Annotated in this window: 13 protein-coding genes; 6 read left to right on the top strand and 7 right to left on the bottom strand. The window is 64.7% G+C overall.

Annotated features, from left to right (window positions below; genetic code table 11):
• Positions 1 to 66 precede the first annotated feature (66 nt).
• Complete coding sequence (locus BUS42_RS17190) at positions 67 to 1098, bottom strand: phosphotransferase family protein (protein ID WP_074311166.1); 1032 nt, start codon at positions 1096 to 1098, stop codon at positions 67 to 69.
• Between the two features lie 148 nt (positions 1099 to 1246).
• On the opposite strand from BUS42_RS17190, the gene thiO reads away from it, so the two are divergent.
• The 3 genes from thiO (at position 1247) to BUS42_RS17205 (ending at position 5749) form a co-directional block, all read left to right on the top strand.
• Entirely contained in the window at positions 1247 to 2362 is a 1116-nt protein-coding gene (thiO, locus tag BUS42_RS17195; protein ID WP_074308217.1) for a glycine oxidase ThiO, read from the top strand.
• 153 nt (positions 2363 to 2515) lie between these two features.
• The gene (locus tag BUS42_RS17200) at positions 2516 to 3808 is read left to right on the top strand and encodes a Gfo/Idh/MocA family protein (RefSeq protein ID WP_074308219.1); all 1293 of its coding nucleotides are present in this window, start codon (positions 2516 to 2518) and stop codon (positions 3806 to 3808) included.
• A 591-nt stretch (positions 3809 to 4399) separates the two neighbouring features.
• A complete protein-coding gene (locus BUS42_RS17205; protein ID WP_074308221.1) occupies positions 4400 to 5749 on the top strand; it encodes a DUF1501 domain-containing protein in 1350 nt (449 codons plus the stop codon).
• A gap of 255 nt (positions 5750 to 6004) precedes the next feature.
• On the opposite strand, the gene BUS42_RS17210 is transcribed toward BUS42_RS17205, so the two are convergent.
• The 3 genes from BUS42_RS17210 to BUS42_RS17220 form a co-directional block, all read right to left on the bottom strand.
• Positions 6005 to 8293 carry a DUF4159 domain-containing protein gene (locus BUS42_RS17210; protein WP_074311168.1) on the bottom strand — a complete coding sequence of 763 codons (2289 nt, stop codon included), beginning with the start codon at positions 8291 to 8293 and terminating at the stop codon, positions 6005 to 6007.
• A gap of 540 nt (positions 8294 to 8833) precedes the next feature.
• On the bottom strand, positions 8834 to 10771 hold the full coding sequence (locus tag BUS42_RS17215; RefSeq protein WP_074308223.1) for a serine/threonine-protein kinase: 1938 nt from the start codon (positions 10769 to 10771) through the stop codon (positions 8834 to 8836).
• Entirely contained in the window at positions 10764 to 11366 is a 603-nt protein-coding gene (locus tag BUS42_RS17220; protein ID WP_254053567.1) for an RNA polymerase sigma factor, read from the bottom strand. The genes BUS42_RS17215 and BUS42_RS17220 overlap by 8 nt, the downstream gene beginning before the upstream one ends.
• A gap of 281 nt (positions 11367 to 11647) precedes the next feature.
• Between BUS42_RS17220 and BUS42_RS17225 the strand changes: the two genes are divergently transcribed.
• Entirely contained in the window at positions 11648 to 12802 is a 1155-nt protein-coding gene (locus tag BUS42_RS17225) for an FAD-dependent monooxygenase (protein WP_074308227.1), read from the top strand.
• A 55-nt stretch (positions 12803 to 12857) separates the two neighbouring features.
• Here the strand turns inward: BUS42_RS17225 and BUS42_RS17230 are convergent, their stop codons facing one another.
• Positions 12858 to 13691, bottom strand: a complete 834-nt coding sequence (locus BUS42_RS17230) for an alpha/beta hydrolase (RefSeq protein WP_254053568.1) — start codon at positions 13689 to 13691, stop codon at positions 12858 to 12860.
• 18 nt (positions 13692 to 13709) lie between these two features.
• A complete protein-coding gene (locus tag BUS42_RS17235; protein WP_074308231.1) occupies positions 13710 to 14168 on the bottom strand; it encodes a MarR family winged helix-turn-helix transcriptional regulator in 459 nt (152 codons plus the stop codon).
• Positions 14169 to 14338: 170 nt separating this feature from the next.
• Between BUS42_RS17235 and BUS42_RS17240 the strand changes: the two genes are divergently transcribed.
• Positions 14339 to 15019, top strand: a complete 681-nt coding sequence (locus tag BUS42_RS17240; RefSeq protein WP_074311170.1) for a DUF2293 domain-containing protein — start codon at positions 14339 to 14341, stop codon at positions 15017 to 15019.
• Between the two features lie 122 nt (positions 15020 to 15141).
• Positions 15142 to 15591 (top strand): nuclear transport factor 2 family protein, encoded by a 450-nt coding sequence (locus tag BUS42_RS17245; protein WP_074308233.1) that lies wholly within the window; start codon positions 15142 to 15144, stop codon positions 15589 to 15591.
• 213 nt (positions 15592 to 15804) lie between these two features.
• Here BUS42_RS17245 and BUS42_RS17250 read toward each other — a convergent pair whose 3' ends face one another.
• Complete coding sequence (locus tag BUS42_RS17250; protein WP_074308235.1) at positions 15805 to 16812, bottom strand: DUF1559 domain-containing protein; 1008 nt, start codon at positions 16810 to 16812, stop codon at positions 15805 to 15807.
• Between the last annotated feature and the right edge of the window lie 132 nt (positions 16813 to 16944).

The raw sequence follows: 16944 nt of genomic DNA on the forward strand, positions 1-16944 counted from the left end.
AAAACAAGGCAGGGCGGGGCGTGATCGCATCCCCCAACGGCAGGGAGCGATCCGCTCTCCACTCGCCTAAAAAGAGTACGCGGTTTGCATTTCTCGTGCCAGCAGGTCGAGCACCTCGTCCCAGGTCGCGGGCCGGGCGTGGAGCGCCGCACGGGCAAATTGGCGGACGGTGGCCTGTTTCGCGGCATCGAGATAGTCGACCGGACTGGTGCCGTCGACGCGAGCCAGGGAGCAAGCCGCCGCATGGAGGCAAGCGCGACGGACAAGGCCCGGATCGAGCAGAGCACCGACCCGTTCGAGGTAGGCGTCGTGAAAGGTCCGGGTTAATGCCAGAAATGAGCCATCGGCCGGGACGGCCCGGACCCCCTTCAAGAGCAGATGGCTCAGGACGAAACCGAGGTCGTAGGCCGGGTCGCCCGCATGCGCGGTCTCGAAGTCGACCAGGGTCAGCCCGGCCGAGTGGACCAGGATGTTCTTGGGGCTGAAATCGGCATGAACAAAGGTGCGAGTGACGGGATCCGCCAACGATTCGATGAGCGCGTGAATCTCGGGGGCGAGGTCAGGGTGAACGCGAGCGATCGTCCGGTAGAACGGGTCGATACGCAACTGTCCGAAGACGACGGTCTCGGCCAGCGGCGCTTGCTGGAGCGCGGGATGACCGCTCGTTTCCCTATGAATCGAACCAAGGATCGAACCCGCGGCCCGGGTCACCGCCACGTCGGCCTCGCCAGCGAGGAGGCGCTCTTTCCAGACGACCGAGTCGTCCGGAGCGCAGGTCATCGCGAACAGATAGTCGTCGGGTTCGGCAAAGAGGACGCGAGGGATCACTCCGTCCGCATCCGGGAGAACCTGGCCGAGCAGGTCGAGGGCCGCCCGTTCGGTCCAGATCCGATCGAGCCGGCTGATCCAGAGGGCCTTGGTCCGCAGCCGTTCGCGCGCCTGCTTGAGCACGAACGCTGGTTCGCCCTCGACGTCCACCCGCATGACAACGTTGGAGACACCCCATCCCAGCGCCTGCACCCGGACGTCGCGGCTGGCCGGCACTCGGCCCCGCTCGCGGAGATAGTCGGCGGCCGTCTCGGGGGTCACTTCAAGCATCCCACGGATCTCCCGGTCGATCAGGACCAAAAAAGAATGGGGCGGGTCGACGGTGGCAGCCGGCCGACCCTTTGGAAGAGAATAGCAGCCAATGAGGTATTGCGCCGAAGTCGTTTTCGGATCCCAAAGCCACGGGCCAGGAATCCCAATGAGTCGATTGTCCGATATTCTCGTCGTCGGTGGAGGCGCGATCGGTGGAGCGATCGCCTGGTCCCTGATCAAGCGTGGGCTGACGGTCACGCTGGTCGAGGCCGGCCGGATCGGTCGCGGGGCGAGTTGGGCCGCCGCGGGGGTGCTCGCCCCCGACTGGAGCGGCCACGACCCCGAGGCGCTCACCGTCATGGCCGAGGCGGGGCTCGCGGCCTGGCCCGACTGGGTTGCCGAGCTCGAGGACCGGACCGGCCTGGGACTCAGTTTCCGCAGGGACGGCCTGCTCAACGTCTGGGTCGACCCCGACGCCCCCCACCTGCCCCACGACCTGGCCACGGAACCGCTGCCAGCGGCCGCCGGCCAGCGGCTGAGTGCGGCCGAGGCCCGCGCGCTCGAGCCGGCCCTGACCGGGCCGATCCTGGGCGGAGCACTCGCCCCGGCCGACGCCCAGGTGGATAACCCACGGCTCGCCCCCGCCCTGATCCGCGCGGCGGCCGACCAGGGACTTCGCGTCCTGGTCGACACGCCGGTCACGGCCCTGCTCGGCTCGGGCGGTGTCTGTCGTGGTGTCCGCACGGCGTCGGGCACCGAGATCGCCGCCGGGGCCGTCGTGCTGGCCGCGGGTGCCTGGTCGGGACCGCTGGCGGCAAGCTCGGGAATCCACCTGCCGGTCATCCCCTGGCGCGGGCAGATGCTCGCGTTCGATACCCCGGCCCGGCCGTTCCGGCACATCGTCTTCTGCGGCGAGCTCGTTCTGATCCCGCGCCCGCACGGCCCGCTGCTGGTTGGCACGACGCTGGAGAACGTGGGGTTCGATTCCCGAGTCACCCTGGCCGGCCTCCACCAGATCCTCGCGCGGGCCGAACGGATCGTTCCCGGCCTGGGCGACCTTCCCCTGGCGCGGACCTGGGCGGGCCTGCGTCCCGGCACCCCCGACAACCTCCCTTATCTCGGCCCTATCCCTGGCTGGGACGGCCTTTATGTCGCGGCCGGCCACGGTCGCAAGGGCATCATCCTCGCCCCCATCACCGGCGAGTTGATGGCGCGAGTCATCCTCGACCACGACCTCGACCCCATGCTCGAGCCCTGCCTCCCCCAGCGGGTCGTGGATTGACCCGTGCCCCGACCGGCTGATCATTGTCGTTGTAAGTTGGGCCTGAGCCTGTCAGAATGACAGCAACAGCCCGGTTCTTCGACGGCTTAGCGCCGAGAACGATCGATCGTCCCACCTACCCATGCACATTTGTCCCCACGGAGAAGCTCCTCCATGCGCGACTCTCACCCCTCTCGTCGTACGTTCGTGAAGCAGTCGGCCGCCGCGGTGGCCGTGACCTCGGCGGCCCAATTCGCGCTGACCTCGAATGCCCACGCCGCGGGGAGCGACATCATCAAAGTCGGTCTGGTCGGCTGTGGCGGACGAGGCACGGGGGCCGCCGTTCAGGCACTCACCGCCGACTCGAACGTCAAGCTCGTCGCCATGGCCGACGCCTTCGAGAACCGGCTGGAAGGCAGCTTGTCGACCTTGAAGGGGTCGGCGGTGGCCGACCGGGTCGACGTGCCTCGCGAGCGGCAGTACATCGGCTTCGATGCTTATAAGAATGTGATTGACCAGGTCGACGTCGTCTTGCTGACGACCACCCCGCACTTCCGCCCGATCCACATGGCCTACGCCGTGGAAAAGGGCATCCACATGTTCGTCGAGAAGCCGGTCGCCACCGACGCCCCCGGCGTTCGGTCGGTGCTTCAGAGCTGCGAGGAAGCCAAGAAGAAGAACCTGTCGGTCGTCTCCGGCCTCTGCTGGCGCTATTACGAGCCGCGGCGTGAAGCGATGAAGCGGGTGCATGACGGCGACATCGGCAACATCGTCGCCATCCAGACCACGTATAACTCCGGCGGCGTCTGGGATCCGGTGGTCACCCGCGACGAAGTCAAGTCGGACATGGAGTACCAGATGCGCAACTGGTACTACTACAACTGGCTGAGCGGCGACCACATCGTCGAGCAGGCGGTCCACGGCATCGACACCATGGCCTGGGCCATGGGTGACGTGCCCCCGATCAAGTGTTGGGGATCGGGCGGACGGCAAGTGCGCACCGAGCCGAAGTACGGCAACATCTTCGACCACTTCTCGATCGTCTACGAATACCCCAACAACGTCCGGGGCTACCACACTTGCCGGCACTGGCGCGGGTCGGCCCAGCAGGTCAAAGATTACGTCCTCGGTTCCAAGGGGACCTGCGACGTGTTCGGCGAGACCTCGGGCCCCCGGATCACCGGCGAGAAGGCCTGGCGGTACCGGGGCCCCAAGCCCGACATGTACCAGTCCGAGCACAACGAAATGTTCGCCGCGATCCGCGCGGGCAAGCCGATCAATAACGGCGAGTACGCGGCCCGGAGCACCCTGCTGGCCATCATGGGCCGGATGTCCTGCTACACCGGCGAGGTCATCACCTGGGAGCAGGCGCTGAACTCGAAGGAAAACCTCTCACCGGCCGCCTATGTCTGGGGCGACGCCCCGCAACACCCGATCCCCCGACCGGGCGTCACCAAGTTCGTCTAATCGGCGGCTCAACTTCCGCTCACCTCGCCCCCGCACCGTACGGGCGAGGTGAGCCTCTTTTTTTTTCTGGTCGCGTCGAAAAAAAACGAAAACGGCCCACCCGCGTTGCCACCCGAACAGCGGACGACGCTTTCGACCCCCGCACCGCCTTGAATTCCCACCCTCCCGCCCTCCTGTGCGGACCAGGCCCACCGCGACAAGCCGCTCATCCGCACCGCGGGTCTCCCGACTCGAGCACAAGCGAACCTCGAAAAATGCCGATCTTGGAAACGAGTTGCTTGTGACACAACCGTCGCTGGCGCATACTAAGGTTGAACAATCCTGACGGCCGTGCGAACGGTCAGGATTCTCCCTCCATTGACAGCCGTTGACCGCGGGGCTGAACGTCCCGTGGCGCCCTCAACGTGAGTTCGAGCGTCAGTCGCTCCCCTGGCAACGGAACACGCAAAACGTGCTCCTGCGTCAATATTTTCATCAGAACCTATAGGCTTACGGTGATCTGAGTGGTCGCCATCGAGTCCCGATCGCTCCGCGCCATCGTCCGCGACGGTGTGTCCGCCAGTCCGACCGTGAGCACGAGGGAGGGAACGCATGCTGAACATCCGCGGCGGTGCGCGAGGCAAGTATTGTGACGGCGTGAGCCGGCGCGATTTCCTCAAGGTGGGTGGGTTGGCCCTGGGGGGGCTCTCGCTCCCTGGGATCTTGCGCGCGGAGGCGCAGACCGCGATCCGCTCGTCCAACAAGGCGATCATCATGGTCTTCCTGGCCGGCGGCCCTCCCCACCAGGACATGTTCGACCTCAAGATGAACGCGCCTGCCGAGATTCGGGGCGAATACCGGCCGATCGCGACCAACGTGCCCGGGCTCGAGATCTGCGAGCACATGCCCCGGCTCGCCACCATGATGGACAAGTTCGCGGTGATCCGCACCATGGTCGGAGCCCACGGCGACCACTCGGCCGGCCAGTGCCTCACCGGGTACACAGACACGATCAGCAAGATCCAAGGGGGTCGGCCCAGCCTCGGGGCGATCCTCTCCAAGCTCCGGGGGCCGGTGGATCCGGCGGTCCCGCCGTTCGTCGGCCTCTCGCCGAAGATGGCCCATCATCCCTGGAGCAACCCCGGCGATCCCGGCTACCTCGGCATGGCCCACTCGCCGTTCAGCCCGTTCCGCGCGGAGGCGGTCGCCACTGCCTCCGCCGAGCCCACCTTCAACCTCGACGCGGGCCGACTCGGCGACCGCCGATCCCTCCTGGGCGAACTCGACTCACTCCGCCGCCAATTCGACTCCGACGAGGCGATTGGCGGGTTGGACACGTTCACCCACCGCGCCTTCGACATCCTCAGCTCCGGCAAGGTCTTTCAGGCGCTCGACGTCACCAAGGAAGACCCCAAGCTCCGCGCCAAGTACGGCTACGGCGACATGACGAACGAGTTCGACGGCCCCCCTTGCTGCAACGACCAATTCCTGATGGCCCGGCGACTCGTCGAGGCCGGCGCCCGTTGCGTGACGATCTCGTTCGGACGCTGGGATACCCATAGCGACAACTTCACATCCTGCGCCCAACGGATCCCGAAGCTCGACGCGGCCCTCTCCACCCTGATCGAAGACCTGCACATGCGTGGCCTCGACAAAGACGTCTCCGTCGTCGTCTGGGGCGAGTTCGGCCGGACCCCCAAGATCAACAAGGCGGCCGGCCGCGACCACTGGCCGCAAGTCTCGTTTGCCCTACTCGCCGGCGGCGGGATGCGGACCGGGCAAGTCATCGGCTCGACCGACCGCAACGGCGAAGGCCCGAGAGACCGACCCGTCACCTTCCAGAGCGTCTTCGCCACCCTCTACCACAACCTCGGCATCGCCCCCGATACCTCCGTCCCCGACCGCAACGGCCGGCCGATGTACCTGCTCGACCACTTCGACCCAATCCGCGAAGTGATCTGACAACTGACAGGCGAGCGAATCTTGTTTCCAGGCGAGCGGGGAGGGTAAGCTCCCTGTCTGCTCGCCTACGTCCCTGCGAAAAAACCAAGTCGCCGGGGACCTGTCCCATCGACCATGGGGATAATAAACAACGACCCGCCATCGAGCGAGGAATCCCCCTCGTTCCCACGGGGGACCGTGGGAGCGAGTCGCGAGAGGCTTCCTAGCCCTGGATCAGATCGTTGATAATACACGACCCAAGACGGGAGCAAACGATCAGGGCAGCGTCGAGTAGATCACGATGTTCGTGGCGATCCTGAGAGCGCTCTCCGGGGTGTAACCTTTGCAGTCGAGCCCTTGATGCCGCTCCAGGGCGCAGCCAATGTCGTTCTTCGAATAGATGACCGCCCAATGGCCGTCGATTTTGATCCCCTCGAGTTGGGGAATTCCGCGGCCGCCCCCGGCCGCCTTGGTGTACTGGACGTCGGCGAGGTCGTAGCCCACCTTCTTCGAGTAGAGTTCGTCATCACCCGGGATCGGGACGAGCGGGTTCTTGGGGAGCATGGCGGCCACGAACTTGCGGAAGCTTGCGTCAAACGCGGGGCTGCCGCAAGCTGAGTCGGCGAAAAGCGTTCCACCCCCGGGATCCAGATGCTTACGGATCATATCCATGTCCTCGTTTGAGAACGTGAATGCCGCTCGGCCATGGTGGTAGATCAGCGGGTAGTGGACGATGTTCGGGTCTTTGGGGAAGAGTTCCCTGTGGTTGATCACCACGTCGAGGCCCAGCCTCTGCCGCAATGAGGTTGTCAGGTTCGGGATCGCCAAGGGGGCGATGTTCCAGTCTCCCGCGTGCCGGAGCTTGGCGATGTGCAAGGCCCCGCGCTGGGGGGTATCCGGCTTGAAGTCTCTGACCTCGCGGACCTCGAGTTTGTGGGCGGGGAGCTCACGTCCGGTGGCATAGTCCACCACGTTCTGGCCGACCCGTTGCGCCTTGATCACCGCCGGATTCGCCGGCTGATTCTCCGCCTGGTTCCAGTAGCACGACAGGTCTCCCGGCGAGTAGATCACCACCGTCCGGCAGCCATGCTCGATTCCCCAGAGCGGGTGGACGTCGGGGCTCAGCAAGTGCCGGGCCCGCCAGACCGCATGGTCCTCGGCAAGCGGATGGAGGCCATACCCGTCGTCGGGAAAAATCTCCTTCATCAGCGCTTTGAATCCGCGGTCGAACTCCTCCTTGCCGCAGCAAGCCTCGGCGAAGATGAATCCCCCTTGCTCGACGTAAGAGCGCAGGTTCTGCTTCCCCTCGGCGGTGAAATCGGGAGCTTGGTGGCCATTAAAATAAACAATGGGGGCTTGCAGCATATCCTCAACCGTTGCCTGGTTCGGGTCGACCACTTGCCAGGTCAGGAGTTGCCCGCCCAGGATGTCCTTCCAGTCGCGCGAGACGATGCTGACGAGGTTCCGGATGTCGTCGACGTCATTGTTCCAGTCATGGCCCGGTCCGTGGCGGAGCTTGTTGACCAAGACCGGCGACCGCCCCTTGGCCAGGTACAAGACCGCGAAACTGGACGTCACGATCAACTGCGAGTTCTCGACGGGACCGCTCCCCCGCCAGAATCCCTGGACCGGGTCCTGGTCGCGAACCAGTCGCTCGGCCCCCTCGCGATACCAGTCGTGGTTGCCGAAGAAACGCTGGCCCGTGAGCCTCCCCGCGCGTTCCATCCCATAGAGATAATAATAGCGCCATGTCAAACCGTTGCCGAAGTTCTCATTCACCCGGAAGTGGCTGGCCATCCAGTCGAGACCGCGTTGGAGGTTGACGTTGATCCCCCCCTTGCCGCAGTTGGCGATCTCGTCCCCCTCGAGCGTCTCCTGGCCTTGGAACCGTCTCAGGCCGGTGATGATCAGGCTCGAGATCCCCGCGCAGGTCATGCTTCCGGTGGAGCCCTGGGGGTCGCCAGCAATATAAGGCCAGCCCCCATCGGCGCGCTGGCATTCTTCCCAGTAGTGGCGGGCGAGCGTCCAAACCTGCGGTGAAACCGGCACACCGACCTCGCTCGCCGCGTTCAGCCCCAACAGCGCGTACTGGCTGTTCGAGTTGTCACCGCGCTGGCTCTTCGCCGCGGTATAAGTCCATGAGCCGGGCCAAGGGACGCGATCACCCGGCTTGATCTGAGCCCGTTCGAGCCACGCGACGTTGGCCGCGATCTTCACAAGATCGCGCTGCGAATCGGCTGCGGCCAGGGCCATCGTGTGGAGGGAAACCGCGTAGGTATTGTTCAATTGCTCAGGGCCGAGTTCCCGCAGAAACGCGAGCGCCCTCGTGATGGTGGACGAGTTGGCCGGTTCCCCCGCGGTCAACAGCGCCAGCGTCACCAGGCTGGTGGTGCCGCTCGGTGCGTCGCCCACCGCCTCGCTCCACGAACCATCGGCCCGTTGTTGGCCCTTCAGGTAGCGAACCCCCGTGTGGAGCGCCCGCTCAACCTCCTCCCGCGTGACGGCCGCACTGACAATCGTGGCTTGCCCGATTGCGATCAGAGTCCACGTGAGGACCGCCGTCACAAGCCACGAGCGCCCTGGCCAATTTGCACGCGAGGAGTCGCCTTGAGAAGACACGACGCAGTGACCTTTCCGGATCGGGCCGAAACGCAAGCCTGATGAGAGCCGCGGTGAGAAGAAGGCGGAGATCCCCTCGGATCTGTGCTTGAGTGCGCCATCCGAATCCTTGGGCTCTTGACCGATGGACCCATCTTACCCGGAAATCCCGGCGCCGCGACACGCCCTGGAACGTCTTCGACCCTGATCGATCGTAGAGGGGAACTGACCATGCTCCCGGGGGTGAAATTCGCCGCGGGACGCCTTCGTCCACGGCAATTTCAAGCGGCCTTCTTCAAAAATTAACAAATTCGGCCTATAATCACCATGGCACCACGCATTCATGACAGACTTCCCCGAGTCGCCCGACCGTTACAATCCACCGGATTGGTCTTTTCTTGAGGTTTTAATCAACGATGTTAATGAGCACTTCTCCCTGGAATATTGCGTCCCTCGTCCTTGCCGTTGCCGTCGCCGCCCTGCTCCTCGCCGGGTGAGCGCCGAGACTCAATCGGCCCGGCCAGTCATTGCCCCCGCTTCGGGCCTGGTTCGACCGAGCCTCTGGAGGTGGAAGCCGATGGCGAGTTGGCTGACCGCGAACAGAATCGCAAATTCCAAGGGGGCGAACCGCAGCCCGATCGCCATGAGCGGAGCGAGCAAGACGAATCCAAGGCCGGCCAGGTAAAAGCCTCCCCAGTAGCTGCCGCCCATGCTGAAGTAAAACTGACCGACCAGGAGGGCGAGGAACGGATAGAGCCTCAGTTCATCCTCAGGCCGCGCGGTCAAACCCAAGAGTCGACACGTGAGTGGGAGTGCGCACGAGGCGACTCCGTGCCCGACCAGCATCGCGGCGACTTGCCGAACCGCCGGTGTCGTGGGCGAACGGAGTCGGGTTCGGTTGAGCCAGAAGAGGCCGCCGCAGAGGGTGACGAACACGAACCAAGGGATGATGAACGCCGCCCGGAGATAGCCCGGCGCCGTGACCGCGGTGACGAACACGATCAGGTGAGGAATCATCCCGAGGGGAATCACCGCGAACATGACGTTGGTCCAGAGCTGGAATTCCTTGGCGTGCGGGCCGCGCCGGAGGGCGCCGGTCAGTCGCTCGATCACGTTGGAATCCCGGGCGAGAATCGGTTCGCCCCCCAGGTAGCGGCGCAAGTCTTCAGCGAGCGCGTCCGCCCCCGCGTAGCGACGCCCCGGTTCCTTCTCGAGGCACTTCAGGCAGATGACCTCGAGCTCATGAGGCAGCGTCGGCCGCAGCCTGCGCGGAGGGACGGGAGCGAGCGAACGGACCTGCTCGAGAATCTCCAGGGGTGCGCTCCCTTGAAACGGACTGCGACCGGTGAGGAGCTCGTAGAGGATCACCCCGAGCGCGTGGACGTCGGTAGCAGGCCCGATGTCTCTGAGCCTGCCGTCAGCCTGCTCGGGGGCCATAGAGCTCGGGGTGCCGAGAAGGGCGCCGGTGTGGGTCAAGGCCGTCGAGGCGTCGGCCCCGTTGGCGTCGTCGAGCAGTTTCGCCAGGCCGAAGTCGGCGACCTTGGGGATGCCGTCGGACGTGAGCAGGATGTTCGCCGGCTTGATATCGCGGTGGATGATGTCGCGGCGGTGCGCGGCGTGGAGCGCCCCGGCGAGAGTCGCGACCAGCCGGGCCGAATCGTCGGGCGGGTGGGGACGACCGTCAAGCGTCTGCTGAAGTGTTCCGCCGTCGACGTACTCAAGGGCCACGAAGGGCCGACCCTCTTGCTCGCCCACCGCATAAATCTGCACGATGTTCGGGTGCTGGAGCCGCGCGGCCGACTCGGCCTCGACCCGGAACCGGGCGAGCTGGACGGGCCCAGCGTGCGGCCCGGCGATGATCATCTTGAGGGCGACCACCCGGCGAAGCCGGACCTCGACCGCCTTGTAGACGACCCCCATGCCGCCACGGCCAAGCTCGCCCCGAATTTCATAACCGGCCACGGCGGGCCAACCCACGCCCGCAGACGGGGTAGGTCTGCCCAGGCCACCGCTCGACAACTCACAATCATTATGAGATACAAAAGTATCCACTGAATCCAACGCGAGTTTCCCGAGCGCTTCGCGGACTTCGGCCTGAATCCTGAATCGCTCGACGAACTCGGGGTAGGCCTGGCAAAACGCCTCCGGCTCGAGCGCCTCGCCTTGCTCGTCGCGCAGGAGGAACTCGCTGTAGACCAGCTCGAAGGCCGCCTCGGGATCGTTCCTCAAGGCAGGGAAAGCGCGGAGGTAGGTCGACGCCGGGATACGATCGCCGACCCGCCAGCGCTCATCTTGATCCACACGCAGGACGCCCGCGAGCTCGGTGGGGGAGAGCGCGCCGCCGCGGTCGAGAAAGGCCCGCACGTCGGGTTGCCGCCCCTCGTCCCAGAGGAAGCGGAGCCGCGTGGCCGGGTCGCTCGACCGGCCGAGGATCGGTTCATCCATCGGTCGCCTCCTCCAGACCGACCGCTCCGGCGATCCGGTCGATGGCCCGGGTGAACTGCTTGCGACGGCCTTGCGGGGTGCCCCCGAGTTCCGCCGCGATCTCGGCCCATTGCCGGCCCTCGCCGCGGAGGTCCGCCAGGCGCCGCTCTTCGTCGCTCAATAACCGCTTCACCTTCTCCAACATCTCGCGGCCGGCCGCGACCTGGCTGGGGCTGGGGTCGGTCGCGGCCAGGTCGACATCCTCCAAGGCGACATTCCGCCGGGCGTCGCGATTGCCAGCCTGTTGGCGGCGGGCCTGGCGAATCACCTTGTTCCGGGCGATCACAACCAGCAACCCGATGAGTTGCTCGGGGCGTTCCAGGTCGTATTGCCCCACCGCCGCGCGGACGAAAAAGCTGTTGAGCACGGACTGGCAGATATCCATCGAGTCGAGCACGCGCCTCAGGGGCGTGTCGCCCAGCCTGAGCCGGGCCTCGAGTCGGATCGCAGGCTCGTAGCGGCGCACCAGCTCCGCCGCGGCCGCCTCGTCGCCCGCTCGAACGCGGTGGAGAAATTGTGCGAAGGTGCCGTCGTCATCCATCGGTCGTCTACTCACGAAGTCGATCCCTCTCCCCCCATCGCGGGCAGGTCGCCCACGGTCCCAGGAAGGGCGGACTCGAACACGCCCCGAGCGACGTCGACCTGATTCTCCGAATCCAACATTTCGTGTCCCCTCGGCGAACCCCGGCGCGATTCATTCTCCAGAGACGGTCGATCACCTCGCGAGAGGTGACGACGGCGGTGATCTCGCCAAGCCATCGAGATCCCCAATTCTCAAGGATCCCCCTCAACCTACAATACCTACGGCCGACGCGGCCAAGGAAGTCGGAGAATTCCATGAGCAAGAAAGCGATCATCATCGGCGGAGGCATCGGCGGGTTAGCCGCTGCGATCGGGCTCCGGCAATTGGGCTTTGCGGTGGAAATCTTCGAACGCGCACCGGAGCTGAAAGAGGTCGGTTCGGGGCTCTCGCTCTGGAGAAACGCCCTCGCGGCGCTCGACCGCCTGGGTCTGCTCGACGCAGCCCGTTCTCTGGGCGTGGCGGGACAGGAGGGCGGGTTCCGCACCCCCGACGGCAAAATCCTGCTCGCGATGAAGGAGAACGATCTCGGCCACACGCCCCATGGCGCTGGCGATGAGATCATCTTGATGCTGCATCGGGCAGCGCTCCTCGGCCTGCTGCTGGACGCGGTCGGACGAGACAACGTGACGGTCGGCGCCCGTTGCGTCGGCATCGACCAGACGGAGCATGGCGTGACCGCGAAGTTCGAGAACGGCCGGGAGGTTTCCGGCGACGTCCTGATCGGCGCGGACGGCCTTCGCTCGGTGGTGCGTGAGGAACTCTTCGGGAAGGCGCGGCCGAACTATGCAGGCTACACCACATGGCGGGCGATCGTGCCGTTCGACATCGCTCGACTTACCCCGGGCGAGACCTGGGGACGCGGCAAGCGGTTCGGCCAGTGGGGCATGGTCCACGACCGCGCCTACTGGTACGCGACTCAGACCGTCTCCGAAGGCCAGGGCGACCCACCCCAAGGGCGCAAACGCGGCTTGCTCGACCGGTTCCGGGGCTGGCATGCCCCCATCGAGGAACTGATCGAGGCGACCGACGAAGCGGCCATCCTCCATAACGATGTGTACGACCGCCCTGCCCTGTCGCAATGGAGCGTCGGCCGCGTCACCCTCCTCGGCGATGCCGCCCACCCCATGACGCCCGACATGGGCCAAGGCGCCTGCCAGGCGATCGAAGACGCGGTCATCCTGGCCGACTGCCTGCGGGCCAACACCCCGATCCCGCAAGCCCTCCGCAACTACGAAACGCGCCGCATCCCCCGCACCAGCCGAGTCGTCCGCGAGTCACGCCAGGCAGCCTGGATCGCCCAGTGGTCCCACCCGCTCGCCTGCCGCTTCCGCGCGACCCTGCTCCAGTCACGTTACGTCGCTCGCGCACAGGCGAAGCAGTTGGGCTGGCTCATTACGCCTCAGGTTTAAACATCACAACATTTTTTCTCAAAAGCCGAACCGTGCCTGCTAACACGTTTCGGCTTCATTTCAGGAACGCCACGACTTCGCTCAGGACTTCCTTGGCGAGCAGGATCCGACGGTGGCCATACCGTTGAGTGATCAGCGCTCTCGCCCCCGGCCAGGCCGCCGCAACCGCTAGGCCGTCTTCCACCGGGATATCCTCGTCTCCCTGGTCGTGGACGACGAGGACCGGATGGGTCATCCCGACGGCGAACCGGGGGACATCCAGGGACTCAATCGACGTGCCCACCGCGCGTTCGACCAGTCGGACGAACGTCGGGATCTCCGGCTCGGTGATTTGATGGTGACGGCCCCACCCCTCAATGACCGAGACCATGGACGCAGGTCCGCTGATCAGAGCCGCGCGGTCGGCCTTGAGCCCACGGTGCAGGGCGATCGCCACGGCCCCTGCTCCGAACGAGTGGCCGATGACGCCGGCGAGCGGGCCGAGTTCTTCGCCGACTCGGACGAGTGCTTGGCTGTATTCAAAGACGTTCGTCTGGCTCCCCGGCGAGTCGCCGTGAGCGGGGGCATCGGCGGCGACGGCTCGAAATCCGGCAGCAACCAAGGCGTTGATAAAGGCTCCCCAATGCGTTCTTCGACTGTTCCAGCCGTGGGCGAGCAGCACGGTCGGTCCCTCACCCCACGAACTGGCTGCCAGCCCGCAGGCCAAGTCGAGACCCGTTCCTTGGCGGAGAAGGTCCTCATCCCGCGGGGTCAACGGGCTCGGCCGCGGGGTCAGGAACTTGTTGACCGCTGCGATCAAGGGGTCACCGACGTCGAAAAGGCCGTTGGCGTTGTCCTGCTCGGGCACAACATTATCCTCCTGAATGCCATCGGAAATCGGTCGAGCCACCCTAAAAGCATCCACGGATCAATCGGCGAGCCGTCCCAATCCAAGCCGAGCCGCGATCTGGCTGAGCGCCGTCACTCCGGTCTCGCCGATCAACCGTTTCGCCTCGGCCTGCGCTTCCTCCCAAGCCGGCTGGGCCTTGCGGAGGAGTTTCATTCCCTCGGGCGTGACGCGAATCGTCTGATTCCGACCCCCGCTCGGCGGCTCTGACTCCAGCCAGCCTTCGCGTTTCATGAGCTCCACGTCACGGCTGAGCGTGGACTTCTCGATCCGCAGCAGCCGACAGACCTCAGCCGGCCTCGCCTCACCCCGATGGGCCACGGCCACCAGAATGTTCCCTTGGCTGACCCGGAGCCCATGCGGCCTCAGCGCCTCATCGTACAGCCCCGTGATCACGCGATTGATCAGCCGGACACGCACGGCGATGCATTCGCCCACCACGCGATCCAGGTCTTTGGAAGTCGCCGATGCTCGCTTCATCTCGATGTTGTACCTACAACAACCCAAACGATCAAGGGATCGCGCCACGACAACTTGACGATTTTCCCGGTTTGTGGTCCAAGGCGATTCGGCACGAGGCCACAACTTCGGGAACGCGCTCGAATCTCGCCCCGAGCTCGGAATCGAAGTGCATTCCAAAGGAGTTTGCATTGAGCGTCGAGAAGTCAACCCCGACCTTCACTCCCGGCCCGACCCCCCACAGCGTCCGAGCCGGGGACGGCAGGATCCTGACCATCCCGGAGGGATGGGAGCTGCTCCCGCCGGGGGACGCCGGGCTGACGCGCCGGGTGAAGCTGGCCGGGGACCACTGGATCGTTCAGGAGAAGCAGGGGCGGCGGGTTTTCTCCCGAGGGGTGTGGGCGTCCGCGGCGACCATCGCCCGGATTCGGGCCGAGTTGGACGCCGAGCGATCCACCGCGCAGTATGCCAAGCGTAAGGAATCGGACGCAAACCGTCGCGATCGAGCGCAGGCGGAATATGTCGAAGATTTCTTCGGAGCGGTGGTGTCGTTCCTCGCCTTCCTTCCCGAACACGCCGACCTCGCCGACCGACTGGCCCGAGCCGTCGCCGATCACGCCACCCCGGTCGGGAGCGGCACGGTCGCCCGGACCAAGCGAATTCCCGTCGAGGAGCGCGCCGAAGCGGCCGTCATTGCCTGGATGAGGCACCAAACCACCGCCTATGACTCAATGCCCATCCCCAAGATCAAAGGCAAACGACGCGAAGTTCGCCGCCAGCTCGCGCAGCGTTCGCAGGAATTGTTGGCCCGCTATCGCCGCGAGCAGTCTGCCCCGGACGACTGTTCGCTCAAAAAGGCCTTGGCGATGTGAAGCCCAATCCATTCGTGTACAACGGATGAGTTAGACTTGATCGCGATGGATCCACTAGGTTCGGTCGTTCGAACTGGAACTGGAACTGGTGAGGGCGATACGGACAAACGAGGCACCTGTACATGCCAGATCCAACCGAGGTCGCTGTCGAGCTTGACGCCGCGCACCGGAAGGCAAAGGCCGCATTCAACCGCAAAGATCTCAGGGCGTACATGAGCCTTTTCTCCGCGGATCTCCACTACCGTCAATCTGACGGGAAAGTGATCGATCGCGCCCGGCTCGAGCGGGACATCCAGACTCAATTCTCCAGGCTCAGCGCGGTGAGAACCACGTTCGATCGCGAGCAGTTCGAGATCGCCGACGGCAAGGCCATCGAAATCCTCCACCAGACCGCATCCGCGCGTGCCACGGCCTTCTTCGTCCTGCACCGTACGTGGGATCTCACTCGGAAGGGACGATATGTTTGGAGGCCGGAAGACGGTCAATGGGTAATCGAAGAGGTGGACGTGATTGAAGAGATCGTCCAATCGCGAGGATTCTCCATGAGCCTGCGTCCTGCCTCGCTCGTTTGACGAAACCCACGGGGTTGGAAGGCTCGACGATCATCACTGAGGTCACCTTCGACACCAATGGGCTATTTCTCACGGCTGATTTCCGACGAATAGCAAGTCTGGCTTCCCATCTTACATCGAATCCAATCTGCAATTTTCAAAATAAACACAACACCACAAATCAATACAATCAGGGAATACGGATAACCAAGCGATAAGACAGCCCTCTTGGCCTCAATACTGGTCAGCCCCGATGACCTCACCGCCGGCTCGCGACGCCAAAGCCTGGAAGACTTGCGGGGCCAGCGTCTCCTTCATGAACCGGACTGAGCCGTCGCCGAGCAGGAATTGGCATCCGCCGGGGTGCAGGCTTGCGAAGCCATCGGCTCCAGCCTGGGGATTCAGGGAGTTCCCGCCGGGGATGCTCCCGCTCAGGATGTCGGAGGATGGACCGCTCCTGCCCATGAGTAGGAACATGAGCCCGACGCATGACTTGACCGGCCAACCCAGTTTGGTACAGAGGGGGGCGGGGTTTGCATGGCTCCCGAGCACACCGGACCAGGCGGCATCGGCGAGGTTGCGCGACCGCTCACCGATCAACAGAGTTGCGCTCGTTCCGTCGCTGACATCACCGATGGCGACCCGGCTGTTCGGGTAGAGGACGCCCGTCCCCTTGATCTGGAATTCGGAAGAGTTCATCCAGCCCGCCGAGGCGATGTACTGGCCGGGCGAGCCGAAGACACTTGCCGAATCGTACCCCAGGCGAATCGGCCCCTCGCTGTCCCCGACGCTCGGGCAGAGAAACATCGAAATGCTGGTTTTCATCACCGTCCGGTTTACCTTCAGGCCAAGGAAACCATGGAGGTCGGCCGAGTTGGCGCGGCCGAAGCTGAAGTCAAAGTTCGCGGCGTCGTACACCGGCCTCTGCTCCAGGTAGGGCAGGATGAGCGTCCCCCATGCCCAGCCCGAACCGATCTCAAAATCAGTCACAGGCCGATTCGGGCGTAGGGCATCCGGAGCCAAATAGGCCGGCGGGAAGCTGAGCCACACATCATGGTATCCATGCATGGCGAGACCGATCTGCTTCAGGTGATGCTGACATTGCATCCGGCGTGCCGCCTCGCGCGCCGCCTGTACGGCGGGCAGGAGTAGACCGATCAGGATCGCGATGATCATGATTACCACCAGCAGTTCGATCAGGGTAAAGGCACGTTCCCGACGCGATCCGCGCAGTTGACACATGACCAGAACCTCTCCCGGTTACGCTGGGGCTTCAGAAAGTCGCTCGGTGCAGAGTAGGATGTCCCTTAGCCCTGTCAATCTGAATCCCGCAGGAGATTCACAAGAACAGGCCGTTGGAAGCGGATCATCACG

Origin of the sequence: Singulisphaera sp. GP187 (genome assembly GCF_900129635.1) — a bacterium.
Classification (GTDB): Bacteria; Planctomycetota; Planctomycetia; order Isosphaerales; family Isosphaeraceae; genus Singulisphaera.